At 64.2% G+C, this 16,027-nt stretch carries 16 protein-coding genes; 9 read left to right on the forward strand and 7 right to left on the reverse strand.

Features of this window, described 5'->3' with window-relative positions; genetic code table 11:
* The first annotated feature begins 94 nt into the window (after positions 1-94).
* The 5 genes from AC1DYQ_RS16320 (at position 95) to AC1DYQ_RS16340 (ending at position 4,395) form a co-directional block, all read left to right on the forward strand.
* The gene (locus AC1DYQ_RS16320) at positions 95-679 is read left to right on the forward strand and encodes an RBBP9/YdeN family alpha/beta hydrolase (protein ID WP_477687643.1); all 585 of its coding nucleotides are present in this window, start codon (positions 95-97) and stop codon (positions 677-679) included.
* Complete coding sequence (locus AC1DYQ_RS16325; protein ID WP_477687644.1) at positions 676-1,989, forward strand: serine hydrolase domain-containing protein; 1,314 nt, start codon at positions 676-678, stop codon at positions 1,987-1,989. Before AC1DYQ_RS16320 ends, AC1DYQ_RS16325 begins: the two co-directional genes overlap by 4 nt.
* Before the next feature lie 24 nt (positions 1,990-2,013).
* On the forward strand, positions 2,014-2,952 hold the full coding sequence (locus AC1DYQ_RS16330; RefSeq protein ID WP_477687645.1) for a ParB/RepB/Spo0J family partition protein: 939 nt from the start codon (positions 2,014-2,016) through the stop codon (positions 2,950-2,952).
* Between the two features lie 170 nt (positions 2,953-3,122).
* On the forward strand, positions 3,123-3,815 hold the full coding sequence (locus AC1DYQ_RS16335) for a hypothetical protein (RefSeq protein ID WP_477687646.1): 693 nt from the start codon (positions 3,123-3,125) through the stop codon (positions 3,813-3,815).
* 67 nt (positions 3,816-3,882) lie between these two features.
* The gene (locus tag AC1DYQ_RS16340; protein WP_477687647.1) at positions 3,883-4,395 is read left to right on the forward strand and encodes a hypothetical protein; all 513 of its coding nucleotides are present in this window, start codon (positions 3,883-3,885) and stop codon (positions 4,393-4,395) included.
* A gap of 430 nt (positions 4,396-4,825) precedes the next feature.
* On the opposite strand, the gene AC1DYQ_RS16345 is transcribed toward AC1DYQ_RS16340, so the two are convergent.
* Together AC1DYQ_RS16345 and AC1DYQ_RS16350 are read right to left on the reverse strand one after the other, a co-directional pair.
* The gene (locus tag AC1DYQ_RS16345; protein WP_477687648.1) at positions 4,826-6,247 is read right to left on the reverse strand and encodes an FAD-binding oxidoreductase; all 1,422 of its coding nucleotides are present in this window, start codon (positions 6,245-6,247) and stop codon (positions 4,826-4,828) included.
* A 144-nt stretch (positions 6,248-6,391) separates the two neighbouring features.
* Entirely contained in the window at positions 6,392-6,778 is a 387-nt protein-coding gene (locus AC1DYQ_RS16350; RefSeq protein ID WP_477687649.1) for an EF-hand domain-containing protein, read from the reverse strand.
* Between the two features lie 177 nt (positions 6,779-6,955).
* On the opposite strand from AC1DYQ_RS16350, the gene AC1DYQ_RS16355 reads away from it, so the two are divergent.
* Entirely contained in the window at positions 6,956-7,525 is a 570-nt protein-coding gene (locus tag AC1DYQ_RS16355; RefSeq protein WP_477687650.1) for a cob(I)yrinic acid a,c-diamide adenosyltransferase, read from the forward strand.
* Positions 7,526-7,730: 205 nt separating this feature from the next.
* Here AC1DYQ_RS16355 and AC1DYQ_RS16360 read toward each other — a convergent pair whose 3' ends face one another.
* The 3 genes from AC1DYQ_RS16360 to AC1DYQ_RS16370 form a co-directional block, all read right to left on the reverse strand.
* On the reverse strand, positions 7,731-8,036 hold the full coding sequence (locus AC1DYQ_RS16360) for a hypothetical protein (protein WP_477687651.1): 306 nt from the start codon (positions 8,034-8,036) through the stop codon (positions 7,731-7,733).
* A gap of 50 nt (positions 8,037-8,086) precedes the next feature.
* A complete protein-coding gene (locus AC1DYQ_RS16365) occupies positions 8,087-9,199 on the reverse strand; it encodes an ABC transporter substrate-binding protein (protein WP_477687652.1) in 1,113 nt (370 codons plus the stop codon).
* Between the two features lie 328 nt (positions 9,200-9,527).
* A complete protein-coding gene (locus AC1DYQ_RS16370; protein WP_477667014.1) occupies positions 9,528-9,950 on the reverse strand; it encodes a hotdog fold thioesterase in 423 nt (140 codons plus the stop codon).
* A 195-nt stretch (positions 9,951-10,145) separates the two neighbouring features.
* Here AC1DYQ_RS16370 and AC1DYQ_RS16375 point away from each other — a divergent pair, with 195 nt between their 5' ends.
* The 3 genes from AC1DYQ_RS16375 (at position 10,146) to AC1DYQ_RS16385 (ending at position 13,401) form a co-directional block, all read left to right on the forward strand.
* Positions 10,146-11,468 (forward strand): AsmA family protein, encoded by a 1,323-nt coding sequence (locus tag AC1DYQ_RS16375; RefSeq protein ID WP_477687653.1) that lies wholly within the window; start codon positions 10,146-10,148, stop codon positions 11,466-11,468.
* Between the two features lie 194 nt (positions 11,469-11,662).
* On the forward strand, positions 11,663-12,007 hold the full coding sequence (locus tag AC1DYQ_RS16380; protein WP_477687654.1) for a hypothetical protein: 345 nt from the start codon (positions 11,663-11,665) through the stop codon (positions 12,005-12,007).
* A 242-nt stretch (positions 12,008-12,249) separates the two neighbouring features.
* Positions 12,250-13,401 (forward strand): ABC transporter substrate-binding protein, encoded by a 1,152-nt coding sequence (locus AC1DYQ_RS16385; protein WP_477687655.1) that lies wholly within the window; start codon positions 12,250-12,252, stop codon positions 13,399-13,401.
* Between the two features lie 148 nt (positions 13,402-13,549).
* Here AC1DYQ_RS16385 and AC1DYQ_RS16390 read toward each other — a convergent pair whose 3' ends face one another.
* Positions 13,550-14,836: a solute carrier family 23 protein gene (locus tag AC1DYQ_RS16390; RefSeq protein WP_477687656.1), complete on the reverse strand. Its 1,287-nt coding sequence runs from the start codon at positions 14,834-14,836 to the stop codon at positions 13,550-13,552.
* Positions 14,837-14,923: 87 nt separating this feature from the next.
* A complete protein-coding gene (locus AC1DYQ_RS16395) occupies positions 14,924-15,808 on the reverse strand; it encodes an alpha/beta hydrolase (RefSeq protein ID WP_477687657.1) in 885 nt (294 codons plus the stop codon).
* Positions 15,809-16,027: the final 219 nt, after the last annotated feature.

The raw sequence follows: 16,027 nt of genomic DNA on the forward strand, positions 1-16,027 counted from the left end.
GCAAGTGCTGTTCTATAAGCAAAAAATGCCTGCGAACCAATAAGAACGGGCGCAAGCCGCTATTAAAGTTATAGCAAGCCGATTCTTCTTTTTCATGAAATCCGACAACGTCCTCATTCTTCCCGGCTGGAAAAACAGCGGCCCCGGTCATTGGCAAACGCTGTGGGAGGAGGCCGAAGGCTACACCCGCGTGGAGCAGCACAGCTGGATGCACCCACTGCGCGGCGACTGGACGGCGCGCCTGGAAGAGGTGCTGCTGTCCTGCGACGAACCTGCGGTGCTGGTGGCGCACAGCCTGGGCTGCATGCTGGTGGCGGCCTGGGCCAGCCACTCCAGGAACATTCACCGCGTCAAAGCCGCACTGCTGGTGGCCCCGCCCGACGTCGACCGCGAGGACGTGCGCGAGCTGCTGCCCAGCTGGTCGCCAGTGCCGCTGAACAAACTGCCGTTTGAGAGCGCGCTGTTTGCCAGCAGTGACGATCCTTTCTGCGCGATCCAGCGGGCGCGGCAATTCGCAGCCGCGTGGGGCTCCACCTTTGTGGACGCCGGATCTTGCGGGCACCTGAATGCCGAGAGCGGCCTGGGCGGCTGGCCCGAAGCGTACCTGCGGCTGCTGCAGCTCAAGGAGCTGACTTCACCGGCCATTGAACCTTCACCCGGCATCATCCCTGGCCCATGACCTTATTTTTTTACCAACGCCCGCGCGCGCGCTACGTGCAACTCGCCCTGATAGTGCTGGCGACATGGGCGAGTGCCTCTCTGCATGCCGAGCCCGATGAAGAGCTGCTCGGCAAGGCGCAGGCCTACCCGCTGGGCAACGCCAGCACCTGGTACAGCAATCCTTATCGCGTCGGTTCCTGGTCGGCCATGGACAAGGTGCCTGGTGTACGGGTCCGTGTGGTGGCGCACCCGGCCGAAGCCAGCCCGCTGCCGCGCGCGGCGAACCCGGCGGCCGTCGCCTACCGCTACAAGAACCTGGGCTACACGCTGGCCGACTACCTGGACCGCCAGCGCGCCACCGGCCTGCTGATTCTGAAAAACGGCGAGATCATCGCCGAGCACTACCGCTACGGCCGCAAGGACGACGCGCGCTTTTTGTCCTTCTCCATGGCCAAGAGCGTGACTTCGCTGCTGGTCGGCAAGGCGCTCTCGCTGGGGCTGATCGCTTCGCTCGACGACCCTGCCGACAAGTACGTCAAAGCGCTTGCAGGCACCCCTTACGGCGCCACCACGCTCCGCCAGTTGTTGCGCATGAGTTCGGGCTTGACGTTTACCGAACGCTATGACGGCAAGGACGACATCGCGCGCCTGTCGCGCGCCGCCGCCGGCGCGCCGGGCGCAGGCATGCCGCTGGATGTGCTGAAGTCCATCACTGACCGGCATTCGCCGGCAGGTGAAAAATTCGTTTATGCCGGCTCCGAGACCGACGTGCTGGGCCGCGTGGTGGTGGCCGCCACCGGCAAGAACATGTCCGAGCTCACCACCGAGTGGCTGTGGAAGCCCATGGGCGCCGAACATGATGCCTTCTGGCGCATCTCCGCCGACGGGCAGGAGCAATCCTACGGCGCCTTCAACGCCACCCTGCGCGACTGGGCGCGGCTGGGCCAGTTGCTGGCCAATGACGGCCGCGCCATCGACAAGGCCACCGGCAAACCCGGCGCATCGCAGGTCTTGCCGCTGGACTACCTGCTGGACGCCACGGATCCGGCGCGCCAGCCGCCCGCGTTCAAGCCGCGCAAGGCCACGCCTTACTTTGGTTATGGCTACCAGTTCTGGCTCATGCCGCTGCGGGCACGCACTTTTGCCATGCAGGGCATCCATGGCCAGACGGTGTATGTGCAGCCGTCCACCGGCATTGTGATGGTGCTCACCTCGGTGTGGGAACAGGCCAGCGGCAAGCAGGATGCACAACCTTACGAAGAGCGCGACGCCCTCTGGCGCGGCGTGCTGCAATCTCTGGGCGGGGACCTCACGCCCGGCTCGCAATGACGAATTGAAAGAAAGATAAAACCCATGGTTACCAAAAAACCCAAGGGCCTCGGCCGCGGGCTCGAAGCACTGCTCGGCCCCAAGGTCAGCGAGACCGCCACCGATGCGGAGAACGCCAGCAGCACGGCCAACAGCCCGGGCCTGCCCGCGTCGCTGCGCCTCAGTGACATGGTCGCCGGCCAGTACCAGCCGCGCACCCGCATGGACGAAGGCGCGCTCTACGAGCTGGCCGAGTCCATCAAGGTGCAGGGCATCATGCAGCCCATCCTGGTCCGCCGGCTGACCAGCGGCGCCAACGACGGCAAGTACGAAATCATCGCCGGCGAGCGGCGCTTTCGCGCGGCCAGGCTGGCCGGACTGGACGAGGTGCCGGTGCTGGTGCGCGACGTGCCCGACGAGTCGGCCGCCGCGATGTCGCTGATCGAAAACATTCAGCGCGAAGACCTGAACCCGCTCGAAGAGGCCCACGGCCTGCAGCGCCTGGTCAAGGAATTCGGCCTCACGCACGAGCTCGCCGCGCAGGCCGTCGGCCGCTCGCGCAGCGCTGCGTCCAACCTGTTGCGCCTTTTGAACCTGGCCGATCCGGTGCAAACGATGCTGATGGCGGGCGACCTGGACATGGGCCACGCGCGTGCCTTGCTGGGCCTGGACCGCGCCGCGCAGATCACCGCGGCCAACCAGATCTCGGCCAAAAAAATGTCGGTGCGCGAGGCCGAAAGCCTGGTCAAAAAACTCAGCGCCGAGTTTTCACTGAAGCCGCAAAAGGCCACCAAGGAAAAGTCCCGCGACACCCGCCGTGTGGAGGAAGAACTCGCCGACCTGCTGATGGCCAATGTGGAAGTGCGCATCAAAAAGCAGGTCAAGCGCAACGGCCGGCGCGAAGACATGGGCGAGGTGGCCATCCAGTTCGCTTCGATGGACGAGCTCAACGGATTGATCGAGCGCTTGCGCGGCAACAAGTAGTCCGTTCAGGTTATTTTTCTTCGGGGAACCGGAGGATGTCGGTCGGAATGTGAACTAATTCACGCCTTTTGTGACTCTTACACGGCTTTCTCCAGAAAGCGGGTGACGGCTGGCGCTCACATGCTTATTGTTACTACATGTAATTATTTGTGTGTTTGCGTATGAATTACTTGGCGAATCGTTCTTTCCGCAGCGCTCACCTTGCCGGGGTCGGCGTCTCCACCTTCCCCGCCACAACGGACTGGATCAAGCCAGGCTGGCGAGAAGGGTTTGCCGGCCTTGGCGCCTGTGCCACCCTTGCCGTGGTGATGGCCCTGGCGTCTCAGGCCGCAAAGGCGCAGCAAACCATTGAGCGCGTCAAGCTCACGGACAACGACCTCAGCTGCCAGCAGATGTACGCCGAGGCGCAGCAGATGGACACCACCATGGCCCTGGCGGGCCCGGGCCTGCCGGTTGTCAGCGCAGCGCCCGCGGCCACTGCCACGCCCGTTGCCGTCGTGCCCGGTGGCGCGCTCACGCTGGCGCAAATGCATGCGCCGACCGCCGCGCTGGCCACGCAGCAGGGGCTTTCGGCCCAGTACCAGCAACAAATCGCCAACAACATGGCGGCGGCCCAGCAAAACGGGCGCAATTCCGCTGCACCATCGCCCGCGCAGCCCAGCGGCCTGGCCGGTGCGCTGGGCACAGGGATGTTGGGCTCCTTGCTGGCGCGCACCGGTGCCGCAGCTGCCGCACCCGCCACCGTACCGGCGCCAGTTCAGGCGGCTGGTGCTGGTCTGGGGGCCCAGGCCAGGGCGCGCAAAGACCACTTGACTGGTTTGTTCCTGTCCAGAGGCTGCAAGCTCTCGGAAATGCAGAAGTAGCCTCGAAATTTTTTTAACCCGCGTTTTTCCCTAACCTCCATCAACCTTACCCATTGCAGGACCGGTCATGAAACAACACTCCCTTGCCGCCGCGCTGGCGCTTTCCCTGGTGGCTGCCGCCGCATCTGCGCAAACCATCGAGCGCGTAAAGATGACGGACAACGACCTTACGTGCCAGCAGATTTACGGTGAGATCGGACAGATGGACAGCGTGGTCACGCGCGCCGCCCAGTACACCGCGGCGCCGGCCACCGCGGCCCCCGCAGATGCAGGTGGTCAGGTCGCCGGAGCGGTGGTGCAAACTGCGCTGGCCACCGCAGCGGCCAATGCGGCAGCGCAAAATGCCGGCGGCTTTGGCGGATTCGGCGGCGGCCTGGGCGGGATGTTTGGCGGCATCGTGCAGCAGCTGGCGGGCAATTCGGCCCAACAGGCTGCCAATAACGGCGTCGCCCAGCAGCAGGCCGCAACCGCGCAGCAACAGGCCATTGCCCTGCAGAGCCAGCAGGCGCAGGGCCGCAAGGAACATCTCACCGGCATGTTCCTCGCCAAGGGCTGCAAGATGAGCGACATCCAGAAATAATTGAGCCCCCACGGTCGCTCACTTCGTGTAGCTTCCGAGGCCTTGCAGGCCGCGGCTCGCGAGACGCTTCGCCTCTGTCGCCCGTCCAAGCCTGCGCAGGCAGGCTTGGAGCCGCGGGCTCCAGCCCCTCGGGGGCCGCCCGCCTGCGGCCCGGCAAAGCCGAAAACTGACACACCCCTATCGGGCTCACTGCGTGTAGCCCTTTTCCCCTTGCAGGGGACGGTGCCTGCGGCCCGGCAAAGCCGGTTCCGCGGCTCATGCTGGCTCGAAGATTCAGGGCGTATTCAGTGGGGGTATTCACCAGTGGGGGCCGAGGGACCGGCTTCGCCGGCCCAAGGCACCGCCCCCTCGAGGGGGGAACGGGCTACACGAAGTGAGCCCGGACGGGGGTGGTTATAGATCGCACTGCAAACGCGCGGTAGAGTTCGCTTCACATCGAGAAAATCTTGCCCGGGTTCATGATGTTCTTCGGGTCGAGCGCGCGCTTGATGGTGCGCATCATGTTGACTGCGCCGTCACCGGCTTCGGTTACCAGAAAGTCCATCTTGTGCAGGCCCACGCCGTGCTCGCCGGTGCAGGTGCCTTCGAGCGCCAGCGCGCGGGTCACCAGCTTGTGGTTCAGCGCTTCGGCCACTTCGCGCTCCTTCGGAATCGTCGGGTCGATCAAATAGCCGAAGTGGAAGTTGCCGTCGCCGACATGGCCGACGAGGAAGTAGGGAATGCCGCTGGCATCGACTTCGGCCACGGACTCCAGCAGGCAGTCGGCCAGGCGGGAAATCGGCACGCAGGTATCGGTGGAAATCGCGCGGCAGCCGGGCCGCGACTGGATGGCCGCGAAGTAGGCGTTGTGACGGGCGGTCCAGAGGCGCGTGCGCTCTTCCGGCGTGCTGGCCCATTCAAACGCGTTGCCGCCGTGGCCGCTGGCGAGCTCCTGCACCAGCTCGGCCTGCTCTTTCACGCTGGCAGGTGAGCCGTGAAACTCCATCAGCAGCATGGGCTCTTCGCGCAGCGTGAGCTTGGAGTGCGCATTGACCATGCGCACCGTGTTGTGGTCGATCAGCTCGACGCGCGCAATCGGAACCCCCAGCTGGATGATCTCGATGGTGGTGCGCACGGCAGCTTCGATGCTCGGAAAGGAGCACACCGCAGCGGAGATGGCTTCAGGCAGGGGGTACAGCCTGACGGTGACTTCGGTGATCACGCCCAGCGTGCCTTCGCTGCCCACCATCAGGCGCGTGAGGTCGTAGCCCGCCGATGATTTCTTGGCGCGCGTGCCGGTGCGGATGACGCTGCCGTCTGCGGTGACGACTTCCAGTGCCAGCACGTTCTCGCGCATGGTGCCGTAGCGCACCGCATTCGTGCCGCTGGCGCGCGTGGCGCTCATGCCGCCCAGGGTCGCATCGGCGCCCGGGTCGATGGGGAAGAAGAGGCCGGTGCTCTTGACCTCTTCATTGAGCTGCTTGCGCGTGACGCCGGCCTGTACCGTGACCGTGAGATCTTCGGCATTGATGGACAGCACCTTGTTCATGCGGCTCACGTCGATGCTGATGCCGCCCTGCACGGCCAGCAGGTGGCCTTCAAGCGATGTGCCCACGCCGAAAGGAATCACCGGTACGTTGTGCCGGGCGGCCAGCTTCACCGCATCTGCCACGTCCTGCGTGCTTTCGGCAAACACCACGGCCGACGGCGGCGGCGCCGCGAAGGAGGATTCGTCGCGGCCGTGCTGCTCGCGCACTACCAGGGCGGTGGAGCAACGCTCGGCAAAGCGGGCTTTCAGCGCGTCGATCAGTGCGGCAGGGGTTTCGCGCTGGCAGATTTCGGGAAGCAGGTGCGTGGGCAGGGGGGCGTTCATGGTGTCTCCGGGTCGGTGGCACAGTTTACGACGTGCGCGCCGTTTGCGCCAACGAGGCCGGAGGCCCAGCCATCACCGCTGGAGCGCCCGCATGAAGCGGGGGAGACAAAGCAGGCCGCCCCCTCAAGGGGCCATCAGGGACTGTCAGGAGCCGGTGGCCGCCTTGGTGAGCTCGGCCAGCGAGATAAAGGTGTCGTGGTTGGTATCGATCTGCTCGAAACGCTGTGCCACGGCCGGCAGGTGCTCGGCTTCCTGGCGATCAAGCTTGCCGTCCTTGTTGGTATCCGCACGGCCGAAAGCCGCCTCGACGTCCTTGCCGGTGGTGCGGTTTTGCGGTACGGCGCCCGGTGTGCCGGAAGGCGCCATCTGGGAAGGCGGGCTGGTGGGGCTTGCAGGTGAGGGTGGAGCGGTTTGGGCCCGCACGGCGCCAGCAGTGCCCATAGCAAGTGCCGCCACCAAAAGCACGCTGCGCAACTCGAAGCCGGGAATAGAATGTTTTGGATGCTGTGTTGCTGTCGTGTGCATGGTCATGCGAAGAGTCTTTCAAAGAGTGGACAAGCAGCCATTGCAACCCAGCCTGCCCGTTGCGGCCAGCAGTTTTGCAGGGTGTTTCCTCACTCACATGATGGTGTACGACGACACATTTTCTTGCCCGGCGTAACGCCGGGCTTCATGCACTTTCACCGCGCTTCATCGCGCCTTCACACCATGGCCAATAGACTCTCACAGATCGCAACGCGCACCGGCGATAACGGCACCACCGGCCTGGGCGACAACACGCGTGTGTCCAAGGACAGCCTGCGTGTGCATGCCATGGGCGATGTCGATGAATTGAACTCGCACATTGGTGTGTTGTTGTGCGAAGAGCTGCCCCCGGGCGTGCGCGAATTGCTGGTGGAGGTGCAGCACCAGCTCTTCAACCTGGGCGGTGAACTCTCCATTCCCGGCTTTGAGCTGCTCAAGCCCGAAGCCGTAGCGCTGCTTGATGAAGCGCTGGCCGAACACAATGCAAAGCTGCCGCGCCTGGCGGAATTTATCTTGCCGGCGGGCTCGCGTGCCGCGTCGCTTGCGCATGTGTGCCGCACGGTGGCGCGCCGTGCCGAACGATCGGTGGTCGCGCTGGGTGCGGCCGAACCGGTCAAGGAATCGCCGCGCCACTACCTTAACCGCCTGAGCGATCTGCTCTTCGTTTTGTCGCGCGTACTCAACCGCATGAACGGCGGTGACGACGTGTACTGGAAGAGCGAACGCATGGCACAGGCCGCCGGTACGAAATAACAACAACGGCCTGCGCGGTGTTCTCCGCATGAACTGCAGCCATACCGGCCAGCCGTTGTCTGTAACAGGTCCCGTTCCGGTGCGGTTGGAGCCGGTGGTTTTGCTATCAATAAGATAGCGAATTGCGCGCGATCATCAAGTGTTGCGGCACTAAAACACCTTGACCTCAAGTTGCCGTCGGGTTCGGGCCAAAAAAATGGCGCTTCTAGACCCGCGTCAGCATGTGCGCCGGTAGCCAGCCGGAGAAGGCAGGCAGCAGCGCATTGATGCGCCGCGCTGCCTCCTCCTGATAGAACTGGCGGGCGACCAGCTGGAAGATCTCTCCCCGCAGCTGCCAAAGGTGCTGTGCGGTGTGCGCCTCGTCAATGCGCCAGTGCATGCGTTCGCACATGGGCCCCTCGCATCGCTGCAGCGCATCGTGGAGCTGATGGCGCAGCTGGTCCAGGTCCAGCGTCGATGGCTCCAGCGCACTTTCATGCGACCGGCTGTGCAGCGACTTCATCCATGCCATGGCAGTCTTCTCATGTGGAGGGCCTTGATGCAGCTGAACGTCAGCGCATGTCAACGCACAAAGCGGCCTTCGAGGCTCACGATGGAGAGGTCCGCGAAGTCCAGGCCCGTGTGGTCGTCGGGGCTGAAGCTCACTTCCAGCCCGCCCAGGTCGAAGCGTTTCATGCCTTCCAGGGCCGCCTGCAGCGTCTCCCGCGTGGGGTTTTTGCCCGCGCGCCGCAGGCCCTCCACCAGCACCTTGGCGGCGGCATAGCCTTCCAGCATGGCCGGCGACAGCGCTATCCCCTTGGCTTTGGCCAGGTCGTTGGCTTCCTGCACCATCGTGTAGGCATAGGAGCGTTCCGCCGGGTAGACCTGCGTGACGATGACGCCGCGTGAATACTCCCCCAGCGCCTTGATGAAGCCCGTCGATGCATTGTTGGACAAGGTGACCACGCGCACGGACGACTTGGTGGCGCGCAGGGCCCGCACCCCATCCGCCACGGCGTTGCTCGAGCCGATCCAGAGCACGGCTTGTGCATCGCTTGCCAGAATGGGTGGAACAAGCTGGTTGTAGTCGGGCTTGCTGCGGTCCGCTTTCAGGATATTGGTGGGCTTCAGCTTCGCCTGCGTAAAGCCCTTGTTGGCCCCCTCCAGCCCGTCACGGCCAAAGGAGTCGTCCGCATGCACCACAGCGATACGCTGGATGCCCAGCGTGTGCAGGTGCTCGATGGCCTTCTCGGCCTCGCGCTGGTAGGTTGCGCGCACATTGAAGACATAGCGGTTGACCGGCTGGTGCAGGATCATCGCGCCCGTGGAGGGGCCGACCAGCGGCATGTGGTTGGCTAACAGTACGGGCAACACGGCTTCGGTGGGGGGCGTGCCGCGCGTCAGGAACAAGGCGACGGCGCCGCGCTCGGCCAGCTTTTGCGCGTTCTCGCCGGCGAGCTTGGGGTCGAACTTGTCGTCCAGTGACACCAGCTCCAGTTGCCGGCCTGCAATCCCGCCCCGGGCGTTCACCGCATCCAGCCACAGGCGCGCGCCTTCGGTGTTTTCCTTGACGCCCGCGGCCACAGGACCCGTGAAACCGGCTGTCTGGCCGATCAAAATCTGTGCGTGTCCCGCGCCGCACAGGACGGCTGCCAGCAGCGCTGTGGCCCATCGACTTACAGTTTTTGTGTCCATTTGTTACCTTTCGTCTTCTTGTCGGCGAACGATACAAATGCACATCTATAAGATCAAATACGATTCAAACCATCTCTTGAGACGAAAAAAATATGGAGCTGAACCCTGTCGTTATGAGCAGATTTGGCCTCTGGCGCGGCTTTCGGAGGGAAGGCCTCATCACAGCCCCTGAAAACACCGATAACCGTGGCCGTGAATGTGCGCCTGGCCAGGCAAAGTGCAGGGTGGATATCTGGCGCGGGAAAATTGTTGCTATTTGTAAATGTGCTGCTTGCGCGTAGCCATCAAGGTTGGGTGCGCCATTACACCTATCACCCTTCGAATCGCCTTACCCTGGCCGCAGCATCGCCATCGTGATGCGCGAGACACAGGTCAGTTCGCCCGCGTCATTGGTGAGCTCGATCTGCCACACCTGCGTGCTGCGTCCTATGTGCACGGGTCGCGTGGTGCCGGTGACCCAGCCGCTGGTGACGCCCTTGAGGTGATTGGCATTGATGTCCAGCCCGACAGCGCGGTGCCCTTCGGGTGCCGCATAGGCCGCGCCGCAAGAGCCCAGGGTCTCCGCCAGCACCACCGATACGCCGCCATGCAGCAAGCCGTAGGGTTGCACCGTGCGGCGGTCCACCGGCACGCGGGCACGGATGAAGTCGTCACCCACCTCCAGGAATTCGATGCCCAGATGGGTGACCGCACTGTCGGCGTTGTGGTGCGTGAGCAGTTCGACGGAGATGGGCTGTTTCCAGATGCGCATGAAGGTTCTCACAGGGCTGATACCCCCTCACTATAAGGTTGCGGCCTACAGCGCTTGGGCACCTTGTCGCGTAGGCTGCAGCGGCGGCCCGGCTTAAGCTGGCCGTATGAGACACACGGACCACACGCACACGGACTGCACGGACTACATGAACCTGGATTACCGGAACCGGGGCTGCCCGGCTCCATCGGGCCGATGACACGTTCGAACAAATGGCTGGCAGGGCTGCTGGGTGTCGCACTGGCCCTCGGCTTGCTGTGGTTCGCCGCACTCCGGCTGTTGCCGAGTGACGAGGAACTCGCGCAGCGTGCTGCCACCGAGCTTGAGGCGCAATTGGGCGTCAAGGTCCGTGTCGGTGCATTGCACTGGCGTTTGCTGCCTTCGCCGGCGGTGGTGATTGAAGAGGCCAGTACGGAGCAGCCCCAGCCGATCCTGATTAAAAAACTCACCGTCTATCCGGACCTCTTCGCCCTGTGGCAACGCCGCGTGAAAATTGACCGTGCCGACCTGGAAGGCGCCGTGGTGCCCCAGCTGTCGCTGCGCGGATTGGGGAAACAGCGTGAAAAAAAAGACGAGATGGCCGGCGATGAACTGCCGCTGGCGCGCTTTGTGTTTCGCGACGTGACCTGGATCTCGCGCCGCGGCATCTCTGTGGTGTATGACGGCGAGGTTGATTTTGACCCCGGCTGGCGTCCGCGCAAGGCCGCGCTGAGGCGTCCCAATGTCGAGCCTGCCACCCAGCTGAGCCTGGCACGCCAGGGCCAGGAGGACCGCTGGGAGACACGCATACGCGTGGGCGGCGGCACGGCCAATGGGGAAGTCCGGCTCGAGTTTCGCGCCAACGGGCGCATGCATCTCGAAGGCACCCTGCAGCCCCGCGATATCGAAGTTGAAAGCGCATTGGCTGCTTTCAATCGCCGGTCTGTCGTCGCAGGCAAAGCGTCGGGTGAAACCACACTCTCGGCCAATGGCGACACGGTGGCCGAACTGGCGCAATCGCTGCACACCAAGACGCCGTTTACCGTGGGCAAGTCCACGCTGCTGCGCTTTGACCTGGAAAAGGCCGTGCGCACGGCCGGCAAGGAACACGCCGGCCAGACACCGCTGGACACCATCACGGGCCAGCTCGACACGCAGAACACGCCTGAAGGCATGGTGGTGACCTACACCGGCGTGAAGGCCAGCTCCGGCGCGCTCACCGCTTCGGGTGACGCCAAAATTGCCAACCGGCAGATTGCGGGCGAGTTTGCCGTCGACCTGGTGGACGGCATTGTGGGCATCCCGTTGAAAGTCAGCGGCCCGCTCGACGACGTCAAATTTTCCGTATCGGGCGGCGCCGTCGCGGGTGCGGTGGTGGGCACCGCCGTGCTGCCGGGCATTGGCACCGCCATTGGGGCCCGCATTGGCGCCACCCTGGGCAAGATCTTCAGCCCGGGGCCTGAGACGCCGGCACCTTCTGCGCCTGCCTCCGGCCCGCGCAGTGCGGCCAAACCGGCCCAGCCTGCTCAAACGCGCTGAAGATGTAAACAGGCTGAACGCGCGGGGCCTGCCACGGCGGATATCCCGGCGTGGGGCACTGTCTTTACAGACCCCGGCACGCCACAAGCGCGTAAAATCGTCGGCGCGTCCTGTTCGCCGTTTGTAAGCCTTCGCTTCGGCATGAGGCCTCTTGCGGCAGCAATCCTGCTTCCCATCGACCAAGGCCCACCGACATGTCCCAGCAGCCATCTGCCGCTCCTGCATCCACTCCGCTCGAACGCGCGCTCGGGCAGAACGAAGCCGTGAAAGACACGGTGGAGCAATCGGCCGCCGAGCTGCTGGTGATCAACACCGTGCTCAAACAGGAGCTCCCGCCGCATGTGCAAGCCGGCGAAGTGGCCCAGGCTCTGCAGAAAACCGACGCCCTCGAAACCCGCATCCAGGAATCCGCTGAAGACCTCGCGCAGGTCAATGAAACCCTGGAACAGGAAATCGGCGAGCGCGCCGACCTGGAACGCGAACTCGCCAGAACCAAGGCGGCCCTTGCCAGGGCTACCGGCCAACCCCAGGCCAAGTAAGTAACCCCCGGCGAAACCGGCTTGGCCGGCGATAAGCCGGGCCATGCCCCGGCAATTTCACAGCTGCCTGCGCTCTGTCATCAATTGGTAAGGGTTTACCCCTAGAATCATTTAACCTTAAATGATTTGCTTTGCCATTTTGGCGCGCTGCTGTGCGCCGGTTGGCGGGCGGTTTTACCCCGCAAGGTCACTCGGCCTTGTCTTTTGGCCTTCACGGCTACCCCACCTTTTGGAGATTTGCGATGCTTCGCCGCCGCTTCCTTTCGTTTGCCCCTCAAATGGCTGCCCTTGCCGCCGCTCCCGCCTTCATTCGCAACGCCTATGCCCAGGAAGGCCTGACCGCCAAGGTCATCACCATCGGCAGCACGGGCGCGACCAGCGGCCCGCTGGCCGGTGTGGGCGCCGAGTTGAAGCAGGGCGTCGATGCCGCCATGGGCGAGATCAACGCCAAGGGCGGCGTGAATGGCCGCACGCTGCGCTTCCAGATGATGGACGATGCCTATGTGCCGCAGCGCAGCGCCGACAACGTCAGGAAGATGATCGACGACGGCAGCATTTTTGCGCTGATGTCCTGCGTCGGCACGCCCAACAACGCCGCCATCATGCCGGTGATTGAAGAGTCCAACCTGCCTTACGTCGGGCCGCGCTCGGGCGCCTCGTCACTGCGCAAGCCCGGCATGCGCAATGTGTTCCACGTGCGCGCCAGTTTCACCGACGAAACCCAGCGCCTGGTGCAGCGGCTTGTGAGCATGGGCATGAAGGACCTTACGGTCGTTTATCTGGACAACGACTACGGCAAGGAAGTGCTGGCCGACGTCAATCGCGCACTCCAGGCGCAGGGCGCGAAGGCCGCGGCGCAGGTGGCGCTCGCCATCGACGGCAAGAACCTCAACGACGTCGTCAGCCAGGTCGTCGCGGGCAAGCCCGGCGCCGTGCTGCTGGGGACCGCCGGGTCGGCCTCCGTCGGCGTGATTGCCGCGCTGAAGAAAGTTTCGCCCATGCTGCCCATCGCGGGCCTGAGTGTCACGCTGTCAGGCGAAGGCATCAAGGCGCTGGGCGCGGCCGGTTCCGGCCTGGCGCTGACCATGGTGTTCCCCGATCCGTATCGCGCCAGGCTCGAGGTGGTGCGTGAGTACCAGGCCGCCATGCGCGCCATCGGCCAGCAGGAATTCTCGCTGGGCAGCCTGGAGAGTTACATCAACACCCACGTGATGGCCGCGGGTCTGGAGCGCGCCGGCCGCGACCTGACGCGCGCCAGGCTGCGCACCGCGCTGGCCGGCCTGCAGAAGTTCGACCTCGGCGGTTTCAGTGTCGACTACGCCGCGCCGCCGTTCGCGGGCTCGAAGTTCGTGGAACTTGGCGTGCTCGGCGCTGGTGGACGTTTCCTGGGCTGATGGGCCGTTGAGGGCCGGCCGGCACAGCCTGTTGCCAGCTGCCAGCAAAAAGCCTCGGTTGTTTAGTCAACCGGGGCTTTTTGCATTAGAAGGGCTCTCAGCCCAAGCAGAACGAGCGCAAGCAGCTATTAAATCAATAGCAAAGTAATCAGGGCTTGCGGCTTAGCAAGGCGTACAGCAGGATCGCGCCGAAGGTCGCGGTGCCGATACCGCCCAGCGCGAACTGGCCGAACTTCAGCGTGAAGTCACCGGTGCCCAGCACCAGCGTGATGGCGGCAACAATCAAATTGCGGTTGTCTGAAAAATCCACCTTGTTGTCCACCCAGATCTTGGCGCCGGCCACGGCAATGAGGCCGAACACCACGATGCTCACGCCGCCCATCACCGGCAGCGGAATCGCCTGGATCAGCGCGCCGAACTTGGGGCTGAAGCCCAGCACCACGGCGATCAGCGCCGCCACCACGAAGACGGCGGTGGAATAGATCTTGGTCGCCGCCATCACGCCGATGTTTTCGGCATAGGTCGTTACGCCTGTGCCACCCGCGCTGCCCGAGACGATGGTCGCCACGCCGTCGCCGATGAAGGCGCGGCCCATGTAGACGTCCAGGTTCTTGCCGGTCATGGCCGTCACCGCCTTGATGTGGCCGAGGTTTTCCGCCACCAGGATGATGGCGACGGGCGCAATCAGCAGCATGGCATTGGCGCTGAACACCGGCGCCGTGAAGCCCGGCAGGCCGACCCAGGCGGCATTGGCAATGCCCGACAGGTCCATCGGCTTGCCCAGGCCCAGGCCGTTGGTCAGCACTGCATAAATCACGCTCGCCACGATCAGGCCGACCAGGATCAGCAGCCGCTGCACCATGCCGCGCGTCATCACGGCCACCAGGGCGACGCTCACAAACGTCACCACCTGCATCCATGAATCGAAATTACCGGCCGCCATATTCTTGATGGGAATGCTGGCCAGGTTCAGGCCGATTACCGCCACCACTGCGCCGGTGACCACGGGCGGCATGAAACGTTCTATCCAGCCGGTGCCGATGGACTGCACGATGAAGCCGATCAGCGTATACAAAACGCCGCAGGCAATGATGCCGCCCAGCGCCACGCCCAGGTTGGCGTTCGGCCCCTTGCCGGCATACGCCGTGGCGGCAATCACCACGCCGATGAAGGCAAAACTCGAACCCAGGTAGCTGGGCACCTTGCCGCCGGTGATGACGAAGAAGATCAGTGTGCCGATGCCGCTCATCAGGATGGCGATGTTGGGGTCAAAGCCCATGAGGATGGGTGCGAGCACCGTAGCGCCGAACATCGCGATCACGTGCTGCACGCCCATCACCGCGGTCTGTGGCCACGGCAGGCGCTCGTCGGGGCCTATGACGCCACCCTGCTGCAGTACCGCGCTGTCTTTTTCTGTCCAGTCCAGCATTCCCATCATGTCTCCTTGTTATAAAAGTGAGGCAATGCTAGGGGGAATGCGCGCGCCGCACAAGAGCGGTGCCGTATGGAGATAAACAGGTTCTCAGGCCAGGAACGCGGCCACCTGGCGCAGCACTTCGTCATCCTTGAGGATTTTGCGATGGCCCAGTCCTTCGGTGGCCACCAGGCGCGCGCCGGCGATCGCCTCGCTGTAAGCCACGCCGTCGGCAAAGCGGTTGATGCTGTCTTGCCGGTCATGTACCACAAGCGTGGGCAGGGCGATGCGCGGGCCAACCATCGCCGGCTCGAACTGCGGCATCAAAATGCCTTCGCGCGCCTCGATGCGCCGCTGCATGGCTGCGCGCGTGGATTCGCGCAGGCCGAATACGTGGGCGAACAGCCGCGTGTATTCCAGCGGCGAGGCTGGCGGTGCGAGCAGCACCAGCCGGCCGGCGGCCAGCCCGCGGCTGGCTGCATAAGCGCCGGCGTTCGCAGACAGCGAATGCGCCACCACCGCGCGCAGCGTATGGCCCTGCTGCTGCAGCCGTGCGGTCACGTACTCGAGCACGCGCGCAAACTGCGGCAAGTTGGTGACCGAGCCGCCGCTGCGCCCGTGCGCGGGCATCTCAATGATGACCGGCCGCAAGCCTTGCGCACTCAAGACCTCCGCCAGCGCCAGCATCTGCCCGGCGTGCCCGCCCCAGCCGTGCACCAACAGCACCACCGGGCCGGCAGGCGCGACGGGGCGGCTGTACAACGTCACGCTGGCGTCTTCAAAAGGCCATTGCTCAATGTGCCAGTCGGGGCTCCACTTTCTGCGGCGGCTCACCCACTTGGGCGGCAGCGGTGTGCCGAACAGGCGGTAAGCCGCCCGCACAGCCAGCGCCGGCCAGAGCTGCTGCGAAGCGCCCAGCCCCCAGCGGAAAATGCGTGTCAGGGGGCTGGCGTTGTAGAAGGCCGCAGTGGCCTGGAGCGATGTGCGTGTCATGGTCTGCCGTCTCCGCGGTTTTCAGTACCAGACCCAGTCTTCATTGCTGCGCGGCAGTGTGCGCAGCGAAGCCTGCACCGCCATCACGGCGCGAACGCCAAAATAAATGCCAAAGCCAATGATCAGGATCAACATGATTTCCTCATTTCTCCGCACAGTCGTGCGAAATTAAAACTTGCCAACACATCGAAAATGGCATGGCTGCCCTTTCCGCCCCGT

This window comes from Polaromonas sp. P1_F4, from assembly GCF_056405675.1.